We start from the raw sequence: 17,876 nt of genomic DNA, 5'->3' as shown, positions 1-17,876 counted from the left end.
TGTTTAAGGTTTTTAGTGAGCGAAGACTTCCGCCCCCGTTGACCAACCTTGCGTTCGAAGTCAGATTGCGCTAGCTCAGCCTGATACTCACCATTTAGTCGGTGAAGTTCGTTAAAAATCGTGGTCTTACTAAAGCCTAAGTAGTTAGCGATGTATCGCAAGGAACGTCCTTCATTATGAAGCGTTTCAATGACAACGCGGTTCTGGAATGATAAAATAGTGGTGCCCATTAAGGTCCTTCTTTCTAATGGAATGTTGTGGTAACACCATTAAAGACCTTGATGGGTTTTTCTGTCCACTTAAATGTTCAACTTAAATTTTACAATCTGCCATTGCTTAAGCAGCTTATCCGCTTCAGCATCGCTCAAACCATACTTCTCCATCACCTTTTACTTAACTGGCCGGCTCGCCACCGACCTCCTGGAGGGTGCTGATGAGCTTTTGGAGCCCGGCTTGGCTCGCTTCCTCTTGAATCTGCTTTACTTATGCTCATCTTCATACCAGGCGACTTGCACCCAATCAACACCAGCGCGACGAAGACCAGCAGGGCCACACCAACGAGCAAGTTCACCGTGCTACTCCTTTGAAGATCGTGTTATTATAGCACGCCGTACAGGAGCCCACCGCTTCGATCGCCGCCCGCACAAAAGAATTTGTAGCCGTTCAACGCGCATGCCGTGAAGAGACTTGCAAAATCCGGTCAAATCAACGAAAATAAGCTATAAATACACTAGAATTTGTAAAGGATAACGTTTATGGTTAATGATCCAAGCTTAAAGAAGATTCACATTGTATTCAACGGTCAGGAGACACCGCCGATGAAGGTCAGCCAGCTCTTCGACGCCCACCGTTTCAACCGGCTCACCGCCGTCACGACCAGTGTCACGGCCGACTTCTTCAACCAGTACCTCAGCAACTTCATCAAGGTGGAGATCGCCCTGCGGACCCCAGCAGCCAGTGATGCCAAGACGGCCGACGAGGTGGTCACCAAGGAGGCCTTGACCCACGCCCTGCTCGCCGTGGCCAATAAGCAGCCCGCCAAGCTCTTTGAGGGCCTGACCAGCGGCAACCAGGCCAACGTGCTCAACGGCCTCTTCAGTGTCGAGATGTCACCCGTTCAGGCACTGCACTCGCACTTCTACCTGTTGAGTAACCACGAGACCCACGACACCAGGGTCATCCTGGGCAGCATTGACCTGAATAACGACGCCTTTGACAAGGACCGTAATCAGTTTGAGGAAGTCCTCGTCTTTGACAACGATATCCGCCTCTTCCAGAACCTCAGTGAACACTTCAAGAAGGACATCAAGCCAGTCCTGCGGCCGTACTTCACCGACAACCTGCTCAAGGCGGCCCAGGCCCAGCTCGATGAGGGCAAGGACGACCAGGATGCCGGTGATAACCAGGTAGTGATCCTGGACAACGACACTACCGACCAGATCGCGGCGGCCGACATGACCGACCTGATCAGTCATGACGTCCAGAAGCAGATGGACACCAAGATCATCCCGACGTCGACCACTATCGCCATGCGGGAGGTGACGACGGACCGGTCCCAGACCCAAGAGGCCATCGCCCGCGACGTCAAGCAACACGACACCATCTACAACCTCCAGAAGACGTCCGTCTCGCCGCGGGCAGCCAAGCCGAAGATCAAGAGCCGGGAAAAGATTTACCAGCAGGTTCAACAGGCCCTGATCAGCGGGATGACACCCCAGCAACGCCAGGCCGAAAAGAAGTACACCACCTTCCTCTACGACCGGCCAATGGAGCGGAACCTGGTCCGCAATAACAGCGGCCTCTACGTGCCAAACGACGCCGGGACCCACCCGATTCCATTCGGCAAGCTGGCCACCACCAGTCAAATCCGTGACGGCTTGCGCAGTATCGACGCGGTCATGAAGGGCTACCAGAAGTTTGTCGTCGACTACACCGCCGACTACGGCAAACGCTTCTTTGAGGCGATCCTCTACAGCTTCACCGCTCCGTTTTTGTGGGAGATCCGGCAGAAGGCCAGTCTCAACCCCGAGGACGGTAACGACGTGCCGAACTTCCTCGTTCTGGGGGCGACGGCTGGTTCCGGCAAGTCGACCCTGCTCCGGATCATCAACCAACTGACCTGGAATACCGACCGGTCCCTGATCGACTTTGGGATGATCTACCCGACGGAAACCGCCCAGAAAAAGGCCAAGACGGTCGAGGCGATCGAGCACTACATGAAGCAGGGGAGTTCCTACCCAGTCTTACTCGATGAGATCGAACCCTACTTCTTCCAGCAAGATCAGTACAGTCGGCACCTGGTCGTCGACACGATGAACGAGCTGATCAACAACCCCCACGCCATCGCGCCGCTGATCGGGACGACCAACTATGACTCCGGTTTCACCATGCTGCGGGAGACCGCACGACGGACCTACTACCTGCAGATCGACAAGGTCATCAACGACCAGCTCAAGGGGGAGGCCAACAAGTACATTTATAACGTCCGCCAGACCCTGAACAACACCCTCTTCAAGGACTTCGTGATGCGGATGGCCAACCTGCTGGAGGACGATGAGACGCCGTGGCGCGACTTCAACACCGACAACGGCCGCCTCGACTTTCTGTCCAACACCCGGAAGATCTTCCGCGACTACTACCAGATGGCGGGGATGGATGTACCGCCGTACTTTACCGACCAGATCTGTGACGACTTCCAGGAGAGCTCCCGGAACAGCTGGGCTAAGCTTTACGTCACCCAGGCCGACGACTTCAAGTACCGCGAATCCGATGATAGCCTGCTCTTCGACATCTCCAAGCTCAACACCTTCAATGGCTTCACCGCTGACAGCATCGAGAAGTACCGCAACGCCCTGCCGATTGAGCTTTGCGTCGACGGGATCAACGGCAAACGGGGGAAGTTCGTTGAAATCAAGGCCCCGGACTTCTTCAAGTGGATCGGCGAACGCAACCCGTACGCAACACCGGAAGTGGCCCACAGCGAGCCGACGCATTCGATTAGCAACTCCAAGCTGCCGTCTTCGGCCATTACCACCGAAAAGCCAAAGAAGAAGGGCTTCTGGGCCCGCCTGTTCGGCTAAACTAAAAAGGACTGAACCGCAAAGATTGGCTCAGTCCTTTTCGTATGTTTTGCCATAAATCAGTAGGTCGTGAAAAGTACCCTTGAGGTTTGCAATCTGGTGGAGCTGCCCCCACCGGGTGAAGCCCGCCTTGGCAAAGAGGTGCTGGCTGGCCTCGTTGCCCCGGTAAATGTAGGCGATGATCAACCTAATCGGCAGGCGAGCCCGCACTGCCCGATCGACCAGGTTGAGGAAGCGGCGGCCGATTCCCTGGCCCTGGACACTGCGGCTGACGTAGATTGAGATTTCGGCGGCAAACCGGTAGGCGGGGTGGGGGTAGAAATGTTCCAGCCCGCACCAACCGACGACGCGACCGTCCTGTTCGGCCACCCAGAGCGGGAAGTCGTCGGTGAACTCAGCCAGCCAGTCCCGGCGGCTCGCCGGGGTGATCAGCTCGACCTCGTCGTTGATCGGCAGGTCGACCGACTCGTTAAAGATCGCCACGATGGCGCCCAGGTCATCCGGACGGGCACGGCGAAAGGTAATCGACATTTTTATCACTCCTTAATAGTTTAGTTCAGTCAATCCCCAGAAAATGCGCGATAATGGAGCTAGTAGTAATCTAACGAGGTGGGGTGATTGTGTGCAACGGTTAAAGAAAGTCGGTAAGGTCGTCGGGTACAGCCTCGGGGGACTCTGCCTCATCCTCTTGCTCACCCAGGCGTTCCTACTGCGGGGAAGCCGGGGACGGACGATTGACCCAGCAGTCGGGCCAAAGTCAATCCGCTACACAAGCGTCCCGACCATCCTGATTCCGGGATGGGGTGGTAACACGGTCACCTATAGCCAGCTGATCAACCGTTACCAGGAGCGTAATACCGCCCAGAAGGTGATGACCGTCTGGGTTTCCCCCCGTAACCGTATCCGGGTCAGTGGGGACTGGCACGGGCAGCCCAACGCCCTAATCCAGGTCCTCTTTGATTGGAACTACAACACCAGCTTCCATCCCCAGGTCAGCCAGCTACGCCACGTTCTCATCTATCTTAACCAACACTACGGGATTAGGCAAACCAACATCATTGCTCATTCCTGGGGTGGGACGGAATTCATGCACGCCTACATGGGGTCCAAGCGCCTCCAGCAACAGTTGCGGCTCAACAAGCTGATCTTCCTCGGTGTCCCGGTCGAGGAGAGTCTGAGCGACCACCTACCTTACCACTACCTGCTCGTTCACCACTCCAAGGACAAAAACTTCCACCAGCTCCGGGTCCAGATGAAGGACTGGCAGCTGAACTACCCAATCACCATCTACAACCTGATGGGGTCCAAGGAGGGGAGCCGGCTGACCGACGGCGAGGTGCCGCACATCCAGTCCGAGATGCTGCGAGCCCTCATCCAGTCCCACCCGACGATTAGCTACCACCAAAGAATCTACGCCAACACCACCCACAGCCAGCTGCACAGCCGGCCGGTCATTCTCAACCAGATTGAACGGATCCTGTGGGGAAAGGAGGATGCCAAATGAAGAAGGAACACGGCCAGGTAACTGGTATCATCTGGCGGGGTCCCGATGACCTCGCCGCCTACCAGCAGCTGCGGGCCTATGCTGAAGAACACCACCTGACGGTTTCAGCGGCGGCCAAGGAGCTGGTTATCCAGGCCTTAAACAATGCAAAATCCTAATGATTACCGATTAAAAATAATTATTTTACATTGCGGGTCGTTCTTACTAAAATATAGTTATTAGCAATTAATGAAAGAGGGACGTAGCGAAATGAAAGAGATTATCGACCAGTACTTTGATGGTGAGCGACCGCTGTTCGGCGAACACGACGCCAAACTCATCCGGACCACCTTTGGCAAGGGGGAGTCACCGCTGAAAAACGCCCACGACCTGGAGCTCAACAAGGTGATTTTCCAGTGGAAGTACCCCCTCTGGTATGACCAACACGTCAAGGTCGACGACTCTATCTGGGAGACCATGTCGCGTTCGGGGATCTGGTACACCAAGGACATCGAGATCAACAACAGTGCCATCCAGGCGCCGAAGCAGTTTCGTCGCTGCGACGACATTCGGCTCAATAACGTCCATTTTGGGGACGCCGAGGAGACGATGTGGTCCTGTCGCAACATTAAGATGAACAACGTCCAGGTCAACGGCGATTACTTCGGGATAAACAGTGAGAACATCTACGCCGACCACCTCAACATCATCGGCAACTACGCCTTTGACGGGGCCAAAAACGTTGAGATTCACAATTCAACGATGGTCACCAAGGACAACTTCTGGAACTGTGAAAACGTGGTGGTCTACGATTCCTTCCTGAATGGGGAGTACCTGGCTTGGAACACCAACCACATCACCCTGATCAACTGCACGATCGAGAGTGACCAGGGTCTCTGTTACACCAAGAACCTGACCATGAAGAATTGCCGCCTTCTCCATACCGACCTGGCCTTTGAATACTGTGAAAACATCGACGCCGAGATCAACTCTGATATTGAGAGCGTTAAAAACCCGATCAGCGGGAAGATTAAGGCCCACCACATCGATGAGATCATCATGGACCCTCACGAGATTGACCCCAGTAAGACAACCATCATCACCGACGACGATTCTGACCAGCACGTCAAGCAGCACTAGGGAGGCTGATACAAATGCAATACGACTTTGACACAATTCTGGACCGGAAGCATACCAACTCCGAGAAGTGGGCGGTCCGTGACGGCGAGCTGCCGATGACAACCGCCGACATGGACTTCAAGACCGCACCGGAGATCATGGACGCGATGAAACAGAAGATCGACCAGGGGGCCTTTGGCTACGAGTACCCAACCCCGGAGTACTTCCAGGCGGTCGCCGCTTGGTACGCGACGGAACACCACGTCGCTGCCGAGACCGACTGGATGCGGTTTGCCACCGGGGTCATCCCGGCAATCACGGCCAGTGTCCACCACTTCAGTCATGAGGGGGACAATGTCCTGCTGATGGAGCCGGTCTACAACACCTTCTACAACTCGATTATCAACAGTGGTCGCCACGTGATCGCCAGCCAGCAGCTCTACGACCACGACCAGCACACCTACCACGTCGACTGGTACGACCTAGAGGACAAGCTGGCCAACCCGCTGACCACCCTGATGATCCTCTGTAACCCTCATAACCCGACCGGCTACGTCTGGACCAAGGACGAGCTGATCCACATCCTGTCATTGGCTAAGCGGCACGGGGTGGTCGTCATCAGCGACGAGATCCACGGTGACCTGGTGCTGGACGGGCCGGACTACACGCCGACCTTCTCACTGCCAACGGAGATCACCGCCAACCTGATCACCCTGGTTTCCACCAGTAAGACCTTTAACTTGGCGGCCCTCCACTCCGCCACCGGGATCGTGCCGAACCCGATCCTGCGGGAACGCTTCGACCGGGCCATCAATAAGTACGAGGTGGCTGAACCGAACCTGCTGGCCATTCCGGGGGCGATTGCGGCTTACCGGCACGGTGGCGACTGGCTCCACCAGCTGAAGAAGTATGTGCTAGGCAATCGTCACTACATCGCCGACTTCCTCCGGCAAAACCTGCCGGACTTGCACCTGGTACCGGGGACGGCGACCTACCTGATCTGGATCGATACCAGTGCCGTCAGTGACGACAGCGCCAAGTTGGCCCAGTTTATCCGCGAGGACACCGGCCTGATCATCAACCCGGGAACCTACTACCACGGCAACGGCGCCGGCTTCATCCGGATCAACATTGCCTATCCGCGCAAGCAGGTCGAGGACGCCATGCAGCGCCTGCTGAAGGCCATCAAGGACCTTAAGAAGAAGTAAACCAAAAAAGCAGCCGCCAGGGCTGCTTTTTTTATGGTTATCTAGTTGACATAATATCTTGTGTGAGGAATTATTTGCAGTGGTCGACGATTCGCTCAGCAGCGGGGCCATCTCCGTATGGGTTCTGGGCGGCGGTCATCCGTTGATACTGCTGGTCATCATTCAACAGGGTCAGCATCGCCTGACCAACCTGTTCCCGGTCAGTACCAACTAGCTTGAGGGTGCCAGCTGTGACCCCTCTGGGCGTTCCGTCGTGTCACGTAGCACCAGGACGGGCTTGTTTAGGGACGGGGCCTCCTCCTGTACACCCCCGGAGTCGGTCATGATGAAGTGACTCCGGGCGGCAAGGCTATGGAAGTCAACCACGTCCAGCGGGGCAATGAGGTGGACGTTGGCGATTCCCTCAAGAATCTGGTGAGCCAGTTCCTGAACCCGGGGACTCAGGTGAACAGGGTAGATAACGTCTACCTGAGGATTGGCCAGTGCCACGTCACGGACGGCCTGGAACACGTTGGTCATCGGACTCCCCTGGTTTTCCCGCCGGTGCATGGTCAGCAAGATAATTCGGTGGTCGGCGGGAATCCGGTCGAGCACATCGTGGTGGTATTCCTGGTTGACCGTGTACCGCAGGGCGTCAATGGCCGTATTTCCCGTTACGATGATCCGGTCGGCCGGGTGGTGTTCCTTGAGGAGGTTTTGCTTGCTGAGGACAGTTGGGGCGAAGTAGAGTCTGGCCAGGTTATCCGTCACCTGCCGATTAGCCTCCTCAGGAAACGGTGATGTAAGGTCCCAGGTCCGCAGGCCGGCCTCGACATGGCCAACCGGTATCTGGTGGTAGAAACTGGCCAGGCTGGCCGCCATTGTTGTGGTGGTATCACCGTGGACCAGGGTCATGGCGGGCCGCTCCTGCTCCAGAATCGGGTCGAGGCCAAGGAGCACCCGGCTGGTGATCTGGTCTAAGCGCTGGTTTTTGGTCATGATCGCCAGGTCATAATCAGGCTGGATTTTAAAGAAATCAAGCACCTGCTTGAGCATTTCGCGGTGCTGACCGGTGACGACGACAACGGGCTCGGTCTCATCATCGGCCGCCAGCTGCTTAACCACCGGTGCCATCTTGATGGCTTCCGGACGGGTCCAAAAGATGGTCATTATCTTTTGCATTTAATTCATCCCTTCCATTGCGGCGATGCTCGTCAGCGCGGCGTCGTAGTAGTTGTCCTTGGTCAGCGGCTTGCTAAAGATAAACTTCTGACTATCGAACAGGTTATCGTAGCCGTGGTCACGGTTGCGACTCACCGCATAAAAAATTGGCGCGCTAAAGCTACCGGACTGGTGGTGGGTCAACTGCTTACCGGCCAGGGTGTAGCCCGCGGTCACGTGGTAACTTTGGCTGAAGAACTTCATCATCCGGGTCAGGGTCCGCTGCGCCCGGGGATCCTTACTAGCCGCCAACATCATGGGGACCCGGCAGGCATTGTATGAGTAGTTGCCGTCGTTCTTGCTAGCTACTGTCCAGGGCTTGACTGGCTTGGCATGGCCTGCGGTTACCCAGGCAAAGTCGGGAACCAGGCCGGTGCGGTGCTGCCCACTCAGGTCGGCGAGGTGGTCGAGCATTCCACCCTTGACAATTCGCCAGCGCTGGTCGTGGCTGAGCCGGTAAAACGCGTCGAAGAAGGTCGGGGCAACATCCGAGGTCCGCATCAGGCGATAATACTTGGACTTGCTGGTGGCCCAGTCACCGACCGTCAGCGCCCTGGTCTGCGGGTTGTACTCGTAGGCCAGGATGTCATTGGTCAATTGGCGCTCCAACCGGTGGTAGTAGCCGGCCCGCTGTGGCCATACCGTAGCTGCCCGGTCAAGGGCCATGGCAATGAAGAGGTCCCCATCGGTAGCACTGTTGGCATCGCTGACCCAGCGGCCGTCCTTTCGGTACTGCCGCCACTTCATCAGGTAGGTAGCGGTCTGCTGGTGGGGACCGACGTAATCCCGGTGGGCCAAGTAGTAGTTCAGCAGCTGGTCAAAGTCCTGGGGCTTCGCCCAACCGTGCCGGCCGGCCAGGGCGGTGATGTAGAGGCCGTAACCTTGCCCCTCGGAAAGGGCAACCGGGTTGTTACGTTGGTTGCTGGTGTTGACGAAGGCCCGGTGGGGGGACTGCTTAATGACGTAGGCCGACCGCCAGCGCCGATAGCACTCGGCCTGGATGTGACGGGGATTCTCCACCCGGACGATGACGAGGGTAGCGGTGTAAATGATGGTCACCACGGCTACCAGCAGCCAGGTAAATTTAGTTAATCGCATAAGTCGTTTCCTTTCCGCTAGTCATTGAACCGCTTGGTCTTCACCCAGACGTTGCCGTTGCGGCCCAGCAGGCTGTCTAGACAGACCGAACAGACGGCGTGGATGGAGACAACGATGAAGAGCTGGGAATAGGTGAAGTAGGAAGCCAGGGCCAGCCAGATCTGACCGGTCGTCGCCTGCCCGAACTGGGTGGCCATCGCGATTGAGATCTGGAGGACGTAGAGGATGATCATCAGCAGCCAGTTCAACAACAGAATCTGCATGATTAGGATGTTGCTCTCGCCAAAGGTAAAGGGGATGGCCAGGCCAGGATTAAATAGCCGGGCAATCAAGGTCCCGACATTGGCGAGGAAGATGATGTCAGACAGGACGATCGCTGCGTTGAACCAGAAGAAGGTGCAGGAGTAATAAAAGGTCTCTAGCTTCACCCGCCAGTTGCTGTGGTCGAAGAGGTGGCGGAAGTTGTGGATGACCACCTGGTAGTTGCCTTTTGCCCAGCGGAGCCGCTGGAAGTAGTAGTCATGGAGGCGTTCAGGTTCCTGCTGGAAGGCCTCGGAATTGTAAGCCAGGGCGATCAGCTTGCCACTCTGCATGATCTTAAAGGAGATGTCGGTATCCTCGGTCAAGACCCCGTTGCGCCAGCCCCCGATCCCCTGGACAAACTGACGCTGGATGATGAAGTTCGTGCCGGGAATCCGACCGATCTTGAAGAGGTGCCAGATCGCGCAGTGCTGGATCCGTTGGGTGACGATGATCTCCTGATATCCGCAAAGAGGAGCAACTCAACCCGGTCGGCGGGGTAGTTCATGTCAAGAATCGCCCGGGTGGTCTGGGCAATCACGACCTCCTCATTGTGGGCAGGAACCACGATGGTGATCATCGGGTAGCGCGACAGGGGGGTGATGGTCACCCGCTTGGTGCTGTGGGCCAGCCAGAAGTCGGTGGCCCCACTGAGGGTAACGATTGACATGCAGAGGGAGAGCCAGATCGACACCAGGGTTATAATCATTAGCGTTTCTTGAACCATCAGTCTTGATCCTCCTTCGAATAGAAGTGCTGGTCATAGTGGAGCATGGTGCGTTCGACGCGGTAGTAGATCACCCATTGGCAGATGAAGAGAACCATGATGAGGAGGAAGAAGGCAAAGGTGATGATCATTGCCAGCCAAAAGAACCAACTAACCATTGACGCCATCCCCCTTCATGTATTCCACGATCAGATCCGTCTCCATGTCCCGGTCAATGTGGCGCATGACGTCGGTTAGTTCCGGGTAGCTGGCGGCATTCTCAGTGGTAATCCGCTCGGCTCCCCACTTATACTGGGGCGTGGCTTGGCCAATCCGCGGCTGTACGAGGTGCTGCCGGGTCAGCCGATTGCGGTATTCATAGGTCTGTGTGGTCAGGTTGAACGATACGATCAGAAAGGTCCCGTGCTCCAAGTAGTAGAGCGCCTCGGACGGGAGCCGGTCTTGTTTCAGGATCTTGGCAATTGCCCGCAGTGTTTCGTGATACTCCCACTTATGAAACTGCTGGATCTACCTGCTGTGTGACCAGTGAATCGCCGTTACGTCCAGCCATTGGTCGTCATGCTGGTCAGTTTGGACAAAGTGGCGTGCCTTCTCGTAGATCTTTGCGGCGTTATACCGGGTCTGCAGCTTGGTAACCTGATCATAGTGGGCCGCGTAACTATTGATGTCGGCCCGGTTGCGGTCGATCCATCCCCAGCCGGAAAGAATGTAGCGACTGAGGACACTAAGACTGGCACAGACTGGGAAGGCCAGGAGTAATCCTAGCTTGAGGGGCGTCGTCATCACGATGTAGCCCATCAGCAGGATGGTACTACCGATAGTAGTCAAACCGATGATCAGCCATGTTATCAGAATACTGGGGATGAGGGTTCCAGCAGCCGTGCCCAAGAGAATCAGGGTCATCATCGCCGTCCCCACGGTGGTCGAGTACTGACCTGCCCACCACATCAGGACCGCGATTAGGGCCCCCATCAGGAAGAGGACCGTCAGTCCCACCTCAACAATATGTTGCCGTATCAATTTGTTATGTCTCTTTTTTTAATTTTCGCTGAACAATTCTAGCAAATTTGTTTTAGATTGAGAAGGTGTCTGGCGGGGACACAACAAAATTCATGCTTTCAGCCTTATTAAAAATAAGTTTGCTGATCTTTTCAGAATAAAATTTCTTTATTGCGAACGTGGAGGATTGTTTGCTAAGATGGGGGTGATCCAACAAAAAATTAATTGGAGGAGATCACAGTGAAGAACAAGACCGTTTATTTCTGTGCCGGCTGGTTCACCGATAAGCAAAACCAGGCCTACCAGCAAGCAATGCAAGCCATCAAGGACAACCCAACCATTGACGTTAAGAACTCATACATTCCGCTCCAACACCAATACAAGGGGCTGCGGGTTGATGAGCATCCCGAATTGCTGGAGGATCGTGAGTGGGCCACCGCAACCTACAACGGTGACCGGGTCGGCGTGGCCACTTCGGACATGCTCCTGGCTGTCTACATCCCCGAGGAAGAGGATGTCGGGATGGGGGTTGAGCTGGGGATGGCCCGGGCCCTCGGCAAGTACATCACGGTCGTCATTCCGGACGAAGACTTCGGCAAGCCAATTAACCTGATGAGTTGGGGAATTGCGGACAACTTCATCAAGCTGTCCGAGCTGGCCACCCACGATTTCAACAAACCGAGTTTCAACTTCTACGACGGTTCAGTTTATTAATTACGTGAAAAGCGGAAGGCATTTCTTATCTAAAGAAAGCCTTCCGCTTTTTCTATATCTTTTACTTGCTCACCGATAAGTTAAAGAGGTCCTCAATTGCCCGCAAAAGTCCATCATGGTTGTTATCATGGATAGTGACTCGGTCCGCCACTGCTAATAGATCGGGGGTGGCGTTTTTCATCGCGTAGCCACGACCCGCCGCCTGAATCATCTCCAGGTCGTTGGCGGTGTCGCCAAAGGCCACCAGTTCATCCATGCGACCACCCAGCTGGGCAACCAGCTTTGCCAGGCTGACCGCCTTGTTGACCCCGGCAGGCAGGACGTCGATTCCGTAAGCCCCGCTGTATGTTGCGTGGACCTGGGGAAAATCATGGCTGAGCTGGGCGGCCTGCTGTAATATCCACGGCAGGGGTGGCCGTTGTTTGAACCAGTTGAGGTTAAGGTTGAAGATCGGCTCGTCCACATCGGCCAATGTTTTAAAGTAGGCATGGTGGGGGTAGTAGGGAACCGGGACATCCCTGAACCGGTTGGCGATGAATGTCTGGTTAGCACCCGATAGCGAGAGCAGGTCTGGCTGCGGCTTCAGGTGGTCCTTCCAAATCAGGAGCCGTTTGATTATCGGCCGCTCATGAACTTGGCTAAATTGTTCATCACCGTTTGCAATGATCCGGCCGCCATTCTCAGCCACAAAGGTATCGACAACCGGGCTGGCGGCAAAGATGGCCCTGAGAGCATCAAGGCTGTTGCCGCTGGCGATGATGAAGTGAATGCCCCGCGCAGCGAGTTGTTGAACGTCGTTATTCAATCGTTTGATATCATAGTGATCGTGATCATCCAGTAGGGTCCCGTCGACATCGACGGCAACAAAGCGCCATTTTTCCATTTACCAATACTCCTTATATAATAGGAAGAAACTATTTTTTAGTTATTACCATTTTAGCAGGTACGCGCTATAATTGTCACTGTAAGGTGCCCTTAGTGTAAAGGATAGCACATGAGATTTCGGTCCTCATGATCCGGGTTCGATTCCCGGGGGGCGCATATTTTGAGAATTCTGGGAGATTCCTAGTGAAATGATGAACCACTGTAAATACCGTGATAACGATGTTTACAGTGGTTCTTTAATCCTATATGAATGCAGTAAATGGTGAAGAATATAAGTTTTGGCGCACATTTGGTGAACATTGTGCGCCAAACTTATATTCAGAACATTGAGGAAGCGAAGAATGTTTACAGTGGTTTCTCATTTTTTTGCCGCGACATACTTAAGACCTTGATGCCAGTTGGGAAATTCATTCCTAAATCATTGAATACTTTTGAGCATCAGGATGAGTTTTTCATCAAGCTATAAACTATCTGCTTTTGTCATAATTTCACTTCTGGACGATTAATTTAAACGAAAGATATTATGTAACCTAAAATTAAATAATCAAGGCTATGTATTAAATGAAATAGATTGCGTAATGTCAATATCGAGATTTCAAGTTGTAAGGATACATTATTACGTTTGGCACATTATTAAAACCAGCAAATTATGCCAATTTAAAATTGCCACTCAGACAACATGAAAATGATTTGGACGGGTAGTTGATCATCTCAATGTGTCTCAGAGTGAATCGCAATTTTACCCTTATTTATGATCAAATTCCCGCATAAATGAGGTGTTATTTCTTACAAATAACACCTCAAGAATCGCTTGAAAACGGGATATTATAATTTACGTTTTTAGTGAGATGTTATTTATTTTGTATTAGGATAAATAACACTACCATATTTTGACCAATTTTAGCGGTTTAGATTAGCTGTAAAAAGGGAGAAAAACGCAGCATCCCACATAATCACCCATTAAGATATTATGTAAACTAGCTCTCAATAAAAATGACGCCATCCTCAAAGGTGACGTCATTGACTAATCCGATAATAGTGACGAGGGGCATCAGCAAATGGGGTGGGGTAGGGACCAACAACACGCAGGTTACCATCCCCGGCCGACCGGTCATCACTATCGTCCTCGTTCATATAGGTGGGAACGTACACTCGCATCCGCGAATCTGCCTGGCTGGACCCACTCTGGTAGTTCAGCAGCACTCCAGGTTCAACATTATATAGGAAGACATTGAAATTCAGGGTCCCGTCGGTCGAGAGGGCCTGGAGGTTGATCCCCCGGGCCATCTGCTCATCCCCACGAAAGATCGGGGTGGCCTGGTAGATCACGTGCTTTCCTTGTTCAATGGCGTGACGGACCCGGGCCTCGTAATGGGTCTGCAGGACCTCGTTAGTAAAGTCAGTCTCCGTGAACAGGTTTCGCGGGTTATCCTGGTCACCGAGTGCCCCGGCCCGTAACTGCCCGGCTCGTGGGTCAATCCCCCCGGTCAGGGAATAGGCGATCAGGTGGCCCCGGTTATAGACAAGGTTCCCGCCACTATTACTGTGCCAGCCAGCGGGTTGAAAATTCTGCGCCGTTCGGAGACTGGTGTTAGCGTGATTACGGCTGTTCAAGAAGGCGGTGTTGCTAGCGGAGGCGCGGCCGGCCCGGTCGAGCTGCTGATAGATGACATGGTCCCTTCGCCAGGCCTTGGGGTTGAGGATTGACCGCCCATGATTGACCAGGACGACCGGGGTACTGCCCGGCTGGTAATTCAGCTGGGCCAACTGCTGGTATTGACTTGTCGTGAGCCCACCGACCTGGCTGGCCGGCCGGCGATCGTGCTGGGCAAAATCTAGCCGGGCCTGCTGTCCATGACGAAAGTCGCGGTAGGTGGTCCAACCACCGCCAAGGGCCAGGCCGACCATCAGCAGGAGGGCGGTTCGATAAACTTTACTAATTCTTGACAGGACTGTCACCTCGTTAAAAAACTCAATGTAACTATTTTAGCAACGAATCACCAACCGTCAAGCTTAACCACTTCTGAATATGTTATCATAAATTAAATAACACCTAAGGAAGCTGAATAACGTGAGACAAATCGTACTACCAATCAAGGATTCCAATGTCCTTGCGGAGGTCCAAGACACCCTCCTCCACAACTTTAAAGCGGGGCGGCGTAACTACACGATCTTCCAGGTCGGTAAGGCCACCCTCCTCCGGGTCAGTGACGTCCTGCGACTCAAGCAGACCGACGTCTTCGATGACTACGGGGCCATCCGCCAGCACGCCTTCATCAAGGACAAGAAGACCGGCAAGCCCAACACCCTCTACCTGCGGCCGGTGATGAGCGACCTGGCGATCTACCAGCAGTGGCTGAAACGCAACCGCTACGAGGGAAGGACGGAATGGCTCTTCCCGTCCACCACCCGGCCAGACAAGCACATCGACGAGCGTCAGTTTTACAACGTCATGCACCGGGTGGGGGAGTTGCTCGACATTAACTACCTGGGCACCCATACGATGCGCAAGACCGGTGCCTACCGGGTCTACGTCCAGAGTAACTACAACATCGGCCTGGTGATGAGATTACTCAACCACTCCAGTGAGGCGATGACCCTGGCCTACCTGGGTCTTGACCAGGTTAGCCGGGAACAGATGCTGGACAAAATCGACTTTGGCTAAAACTGTGGGGATTGTGTAAGTTCCCACAATTTTTTGAATTATTTTATGTCAACCGGTTGACATATGACCTAAAAGCAAGTATTATTAAAAGCGTTGAAAGAGAAATACTTCACAAACTTACTTAAGGAGATGGCTTTCAATGGCATTTAATAAGAGCCTGGCCGGATACTTTGATGATCTGGCCCACGTTGGGATTCCAACCGATGATATGAACAAGACGATTGCTTTCTGGGAGAAGCTTGGCTTCAAGAAGCAGGGTCAATTCGACACTGATGACCAAGGCCACCAGGTTACCTTCATGAAGGCGGGCCACCTGATGCTGGAAATCTGGGATAGTGATGGCGCCGTTCACCAAACCGGTGCGATCAACCACATTTCATTAAACGTTGAAGACGCCGACAACGCCTTCAAGGCGGCCAAGGCTGAGGGCTTTGCCGTCAAGGAAGACGAGGTTCAACACCTTGACTTCTGGAAGCACGGGATCAAGTTCTTCAACATCACCGGTCCCAACGACGAAACCATTGAATTCTGTGAGATTGTTAAGGATTGATTAGGAGGATTTTCTGATGAAAGCATTAGTTTTAACCGGATTAAAGCAGCTTGAAGTTCAAGACTACGACAAGCCCGAAGTTAAGCCCAACGAAGTTCTGATCCACACCGCTTGGGCTGGTATCTGTGGTACTGACAAGGCCCTCTACGGTGGTCTGCCGGGTTCTGCTGACGCCGTTCCACCGATCGTCTTAGGCCACGAAAACTCCGGTGTCGTTGCTGCGGTTGGTTCTGAAGTCGAAAACTTCAAGGTTGGCGACCGGGTAAGTGTTGACCCAAACATCTACTGCCACAAGTGCCAATACTGCCGTTCATCCCGTCCGGAACTGTGTGAACACCTCGATGCCGTTGGTGTTACCCGTGACGGTGGTTTTGAAGAATACTTCACCGCTCCGGAAGAAGTTGTCTACCACATTCCAGACAACGTTTCCCTGGAAGCCGCTGCCGTAATCGAACCAATCTCCTGTGCTGAACACGGGGTTGACCTGCTGGAAACCCACCCATACCAAAAGGCACTCATCATCGGTGATGGTTTCGAAGGCCAACTGATTGCCCAAATCCTGAAGTCCCGTGGTGTTCACGAAGTTACCCTGGCTGGTTCCAACGACGACAAGCTGGAGAACAACAAGAAGCACTTCGGTTTCAAGACCATCAACAACGTTAAGCACCCCGAAGAAGTCAAGGCTGACTCCTACGACATCGTGGTTGAAGCCGTTGGTCTGCCACAAACCCAAGAGCAAGCCGTTGAAGCCGCTGCCCGTGGTGGTCAAGTGCTGATGTTCGGTGTTGGTAACCCTGACTCCACCTTCAAGGTTAACACCTACAAGGTCTTCCAAAAGCAACTGAAGATTCAAGGGACCTTCATCAACCCTTACACCTTCGAAGACTCCATCGCCCTGCTCCAATCTGGCGCCGTTGACCCACTGCCGCTGATCTCCCACGTCCTCGACTTTGACCACGTTGAAGACTTCGTCAGTGGTAAGCTGAAGGGTGTCTCCAAGGCAATCGTTAAGGTTGCTGGTGAAGAAGCCTAACGCGGATCTTTCCATTATTAGCTAAACTTAATTAACCAATAACCTGTTCCCATTTGGTGGGGCAGGTTATTTTTTTATAAATTGATGCAGCACTACTTATAAATAGCGTTATAATCAGGGTATAATCAATAAGGAAGGTGTTTAATAATGAGTAAATACAGTAAGGATGATTTGCGGGCCATCAAGGACATGAAGCTCGACGAGTTTGCCGGCCTCCTGAACGAATACGACGTCAACACGATCGGCGCCCTGGTGGACTCCCTGGACAAGGCTAAGAAGCACAGCAAGCGCAAGGGTGAGCTGCGGACACTGAAGGCTGAGCTGGCCGACCAGAAAAATGAGATCAAGAAGCTGCACAAGCACATCGACAAGCTGATTGACAAGGTTAAGAACAAGTAATTAATGGGGGCAGCCCGTAACGGACCGCCCCTTTTTGAACGGAGGGGACCATATGCACAAAACTCACCACCTGAATCATCGTCAGGCCCTGGTCTACGGGGCGACCCTCCTGCCGGTCAACACCTTCTTCAAGTTCTACCTACGTGACCAAGAACGTGCCCAGCAGAAGGTAAACTGCCGGCAGGGGATGATGGGGGACCAAGCGGGTAAGAACTCATCTCCTTCGTGAAGAAAATTCAACTTTTCCCTCAAATAGTCTTGCCATTTGAGTTGATCCTTGATAATATAGTTTCTGTTGTCGTGTGACAATCATTGATGGAGGATTAGCTCAGTTGGGAGAGCGTCTGCCTTACAAGCAGAGGGTCACAGGTTCGAGCCCTGTATCCTCCATTGCGGCCCTGCGTCGCATAATTAAA

At 53.6% G+C, this 17,876-nt stretch carries 19 protein-coding genes, 2 tRNA genes and 2 pseudogenes; 13 read left to right on the top strand and 10 right to left on the bottom strand.

Features of this window, described 5'->3' with window-relative positions:
* Positions 1–230, bottom strand: a 230-nt coding sequence (locus FD34_RS08210) for a helix-turn-helix domain-containing protein (protein WP_157046896.1), incomplete at its 3' end; no start/stop codon positions are given.
* A 525-nt stretch (positions 231–755) separates the two neighbouring features.
* Between FD34_RS08210 and FD34_RS08205 the strand changes: the two genes are divergently transcribed.
* Positions 756–3,080 (top strand): P-loop NTPase family protein, encoded by a 2,325-nt coding sequence (locus FD34_RS08205; RefSeq protein ID WP_057808336.1) that lies wholly within the window; start codon positions 756–758, stop codon positions 3,078–3,080.
* 30 nt (positions 3,081–3,110) lie between these two features.
* Here FD34_RS08205 and FD34_RS08200 read toward each other — a convergent pair whose 3' ends face one another.
* Positions 3,111–3,611 (bottom strand): GNAT family N-acetyltransferase, encoded by a 501-nt coding sequence (locus FD34_RS08200; RefSeq protein WP_057808335.1) that lies wholly within the window; start codon positions 3,609–3,611, stop codon positions 3,111–3,113.
* A 91-nt stretch (positions 3,612–3,702) separates the two neighbouring features.
* On the opposite strand from FD34_RS08200, the gene FD34_RS08195 reads away from it, so the two are divergent.
* From FD34_RS08195 to FD34_RS08185, 4 genes are all read left to right on the top strand, one after another.
* Complete coding sequence (locus FD34_RS08195) at positions 3,703–4,584, top strand: alpha/beta hydrolase (RefSeq protein ID WP_235806019.1); 882 nt, start codon at positions 3,703–3,705, stop codon at positions 4,582–4,584.
* On the top strand, positions 4,581–4,742 hold the full coding sequence (locus tag FD34_RS08655) for a hypothetical protein (RefSeq protein WP_169788928.1): 162 nt from the start codon (positions 4,581–4,583) through the stop codon (positions 4,740–4,742). The genes FD34_RS08195 and FD34_RS08655 overlap by 4 nt, the downstream gene beginning before the upstream one ends.
* 91 nt (positions 4,743–4,833) lie before the next feature.
* Entirely contained in the window at positions 4,834–5,703 is an 870-nt protein-coding gene (locus tag FD34_RS08190) for a DUF3737 family protein (protein WP_057808333.1), read from the top strand.
* 14 nt (positions 5,704–5,717) lie between these two features.
* A complete protein-coding gene (locus FD34_RS08185; protein ID WP_057808332.1) occupies positions 5,718–6,890 on the top strand; it encodes a MalY/PatB family protein in 1,173 nt (390 codons plus the stop codon).
* Positions 6,891–6,960: 70 nt separating this feature from the next.
* On the opposite strand, the pseudogene wecB reads toward FD34_RS08185, so the two are convergent.
* From wecB to FD34_RS08840, 6 genes and pseudogenes are all read right to left on the bottom strand, one after another.
* Positions 6,961–8,051: pseudogene (gene wecB, locus FD34_RS08180) on the bottom strand (non-hydrolyzing UDP-N-acetylglucosamine 2-epimerase).
* Positions 8,052–9,188 carry a glycosyl hydrolase family 8 gene (locus tag FD34_RS08175; protein WP_057808331.1) on the bottom strand — a complete coding sequence of 379 codons (1,137 nt, stop codon included), beginning with the start codon at positions 9,186–9,188 and terminating at the stop codon, positions 8,052–8,054. It lies immediately after the preceding pseudogene.
* Between the two features lie 17 nt (positions 9,189–9,205).
* Positions 9,206–10,215 (bottom strand): annotated as a pseudogene (locus FD34_RS08170) (glycosyltransferase family 2 protein).
* The gene (locus FD34_RS08650; protein ID WP_169788927.1) at positions 10,215–10,373 is read right to left on the bottom strand and encodes a hypothetical protein; all 159 of its coding nucleotides are present in this window, start codon (positions 10,371–10,373) and stop codon (positions 10,215–10,217) included. The pseudogene FD34_RS08170 and the gene FD34_RS08650 overlap by 1 nt, the downstream one beginning before the upstream one ends.
* Positions 10,366–10,626 (bottom strand): hypothetical protein, encoded by a 261-nt coding sequence (locus FD34_RS08845; RefSeq protein ID WP_235806018.1) that lies wholly within the window; start codon positions 10,624–10,626, stop codon positions 10,366–10,368. The genes FD34_RS08650 and FD34_RS08845 overlap by 8 nt, the downstream gene beginning before the upstream one ends.
* Before the next feature lie 96 nt (positions 10,627–10,722).
* Positions 10,723–11,235 carry a hypothetical protein gene (locus FD34_RS08840; RefSeq protein ID WP_235806017.1) on the bottom strand — a complete coding sequence of 171 codons (513 nt, stop codon included), beginning with the start codon at positions 11,233–11,235 and terminating at the stop codon, positions 10,723–10,725.
* Positions 11,236–11,454: 219 nt separating this feature from the next.
* Between FD34_RS08840 and FD34_RS08160 the strand changes: the two genes are divergently transcribed.
* Entirely contained in the window at positions 11,455–11,928 is a 474-nt protein-coding gene (locus tag FD34_RS08160; RefSeq protein ID WP_152936732.1) for a nucleoside 2-deoxyribosyltransferase, read from the top strand.
* Between the two features lie 61 nt (positions 11,929–11,989).
* On the opposite strand, the gene FD34_RS08155 is transcribed toward FD34_RS08160, so the two are convergent.
* On the bottom strand, positions 11,990–12,811 hold the full coding sequence (locus FD34_RS08155) for an HAD family hydrolase (RefSeq protein WP_057808330.1): 822 nt from the start codon (positions 12,809–12,811) through the stop codon (positions 11,990–11,992).
* Positions 12,812–12,897: 86 nt separating this feature from the next.
* On the opposite strand from FD34_RS08155, the gene FD34_RS08150 reads away from it, so the two are divergent.
* Positions 12,898–12,969: transfer RNA gene (locus FD34_RS08150), tRNA-Arg, on the top strand.
* Between the two features lie 861 nt (positions 12,970–13,830).
* Here FD34_RS08150 and FD34_RS08140 read toward each other — a convergent pair.
* Positions 13,831–14,772 carry a DNA/RNA non-specific endonuclease gene (locus FD34_RS08140; RefSeq protein WP_152936731.1) on the bottom strand — a complete coding sequence of 314 codons (942 nt, stop codon included), beginning with the start codon at positions 14,770–14,772 and terminating at the stop codon, positions 13,831–13,833.
* A gap of 112 nt (positions 14,773–14,884) precedes the next feature.
* Between FD34_RS08140 and FD34_RS08135 the strand changes: the two genes are divergently transcribed.
* The 6 genes from FD34_RS08135 to FD34_RS08115 all read left to right on the top strand — a co-directional run bounded on the left by FD34_RS08135 (position 14,885) and on the right by FD34_RS08115 (position 17,850).
* Positions 14,885–15,478, top strand: a complete 594-nt coding sequence (locus tag FD34_RS08135) for a site-specific integrase (protein WP_057808327.1) — start codon at positions 14,885–14,887, stop codon at positions 15,476–15,478.
* A 139-nt stretch (positions 15,479–15,617) separates the two neighbouring features.
* Complete coding sequence (locus FD34_RS08130) at positions 15,618–16,028, top strand: VOC family protein (protein WP_057808326.1); 411 nt, start codon at positions 15,618–15,620, stop codon at positions 16,026–16,028.
* 16 nt (positions 16,029–16,044) lie between these two features.
* Positions 16,045–17,061: a zinc-dependent alcohol dehydrogenase family protein gene (locus FD34_RS08125; RefSeq protein ID WP_057808325.1), complete on the top strand. Its 1,017-nt coding sequence runs from the start codon at positions 16,045–16,047 to the stop codon at positions 17,059–17,061.
* A 147-nt stretch (positions 17,062–17,208) separates the two neighbouring features.
* Positions 17,209–17,460, top strand: a complete 252-nt coding sequence (locus FD34_RS08120; protein ID WP_057808324.1) for a hypothetical protein — start codon at positions 17,209–17,211, stop codon at positions 17,458–17,460.
* Positions 17,461–17,512: 52 nt separating this feature from the next.
* On the top strand, positions 17,513–17,689 hold the full coding sequence (locus FD34_RS08645) for a hypothetical protein (RefSeq protein WP_169788926.1): 177 nt from the start codon (positions 17,513–17,515) through the stop codon (positions 17,687–17,689).
* A gap of 88 nt (positions 17,690–17,777) precedes the next feature.
* Positions 17,778–17,850 (top strand) — tRNA-Val (locus tag FD34_RS08115).
* Positions 17,851–17,876 lie beyond the last annotated feature (26 nt).

The organism is Limosilactobacillus pontis DSM 8475 (assembly GCF_001435345.1).
Lineage (GTDB): Bacteria > Bacillota > Bacilli > Lactobacillales > Lactobacillaceae > Limosilactobacillus > Limosilactobacillus pontis.
This window is presented reverse-complemented; position numbering and strand designations above follow the sequence as displayed.

What these genes read in the sequence shown, in the direction of transcription:
- FD34_RS08205 (WP_057808336.1), top strand. Translation starts at nt 756, where the DNA reads ATGGTTAATGATCCAAGCTTAAAGAAGATTCACATTGTATTCAACGGT.
- FD34_RS08200 (WP_057808335.1), bottom strand. Translation starts at nt 3,611, where the DNA reads ATGTCGATTACCTTTCGCCGTGCCCGTCCGGATGACCTGGGCGCCATC.
- FD34_RS08655 (WP_169788928.1), top strand. Translation starts at nt 4,581, where the DNA reads ATGAAGAAGGAACACGGCCAGGTAACTGGTATCATCTGGCGGGGTCCC.
- FD34_RS08190 (WP_057808333.1), top strand. Translation starts at nt 4,834, where the DNA reads ATGAAAGAGATTATCGACCAGTACTTTGATGGTGAGCGACCGCTGTTC.
- FD34_RS08185 (WP_057808332.1), top strand. Translation starts at nt 5,718, where the DNA reads ATGCAATACGACTTTGACACAATTCTGGACCGGAAGCATACCAACTCC.
- FD34_RS08175 (WP_057808331.1), bottom strand. Translation starts at nt 9,188, where the DNA reads ATGCGATTAACTAAATTTACCTGGCTGCTGGTAGCCGTGGTGACCATC.
- FD34_RS08650 (WP_169788927.1), bottom strand. Translation starts at nt 10,373, where the DNA reads ATGGTTAGTTGGTTCTTTTGGCTGGCAATGATCATCACCTTTGCCTTC.
- FD34_RS08155 (WP_057808330.1), bottom strand. Translation starts at nt 12,811, where the DNA reads ATGGAAAAATGGCGCTTTGTTGCCGTCGATGTCGACGGGACCCTACTG.
- FD34_RS08130 (WP_057808326.1), top strand. Translation starts at nt 15,618, where the DNA reads ATGGCATTTAATAAGAGCCTGGCCGGATACTTTGATGATCTGGCCCAC.
- FD34_RS08125 (WP_057808325.1), top strand. Translation starts at nt 16,045, where the DNA reads ATGAAAGCATTAGTTTTAACCGGATTAAAGCAGCTTGAAGTTCAAGAC.
- FD34_RS08120 (WP_057808324.1), top strand. Translation starts at nt 17,209, where the DNA reads ATGAGTAAATACAGTAAGGATGATTTGCGGGCCATCAAGGACATGAAG.
- FD34_RS08645 (WP_169788926.1), top strand. Translation starts at nt 17,513, where the DNA reads ATGCACAAAACTCACCACCTGAATCATCGTCAGGCCCTGGTCTACGGG.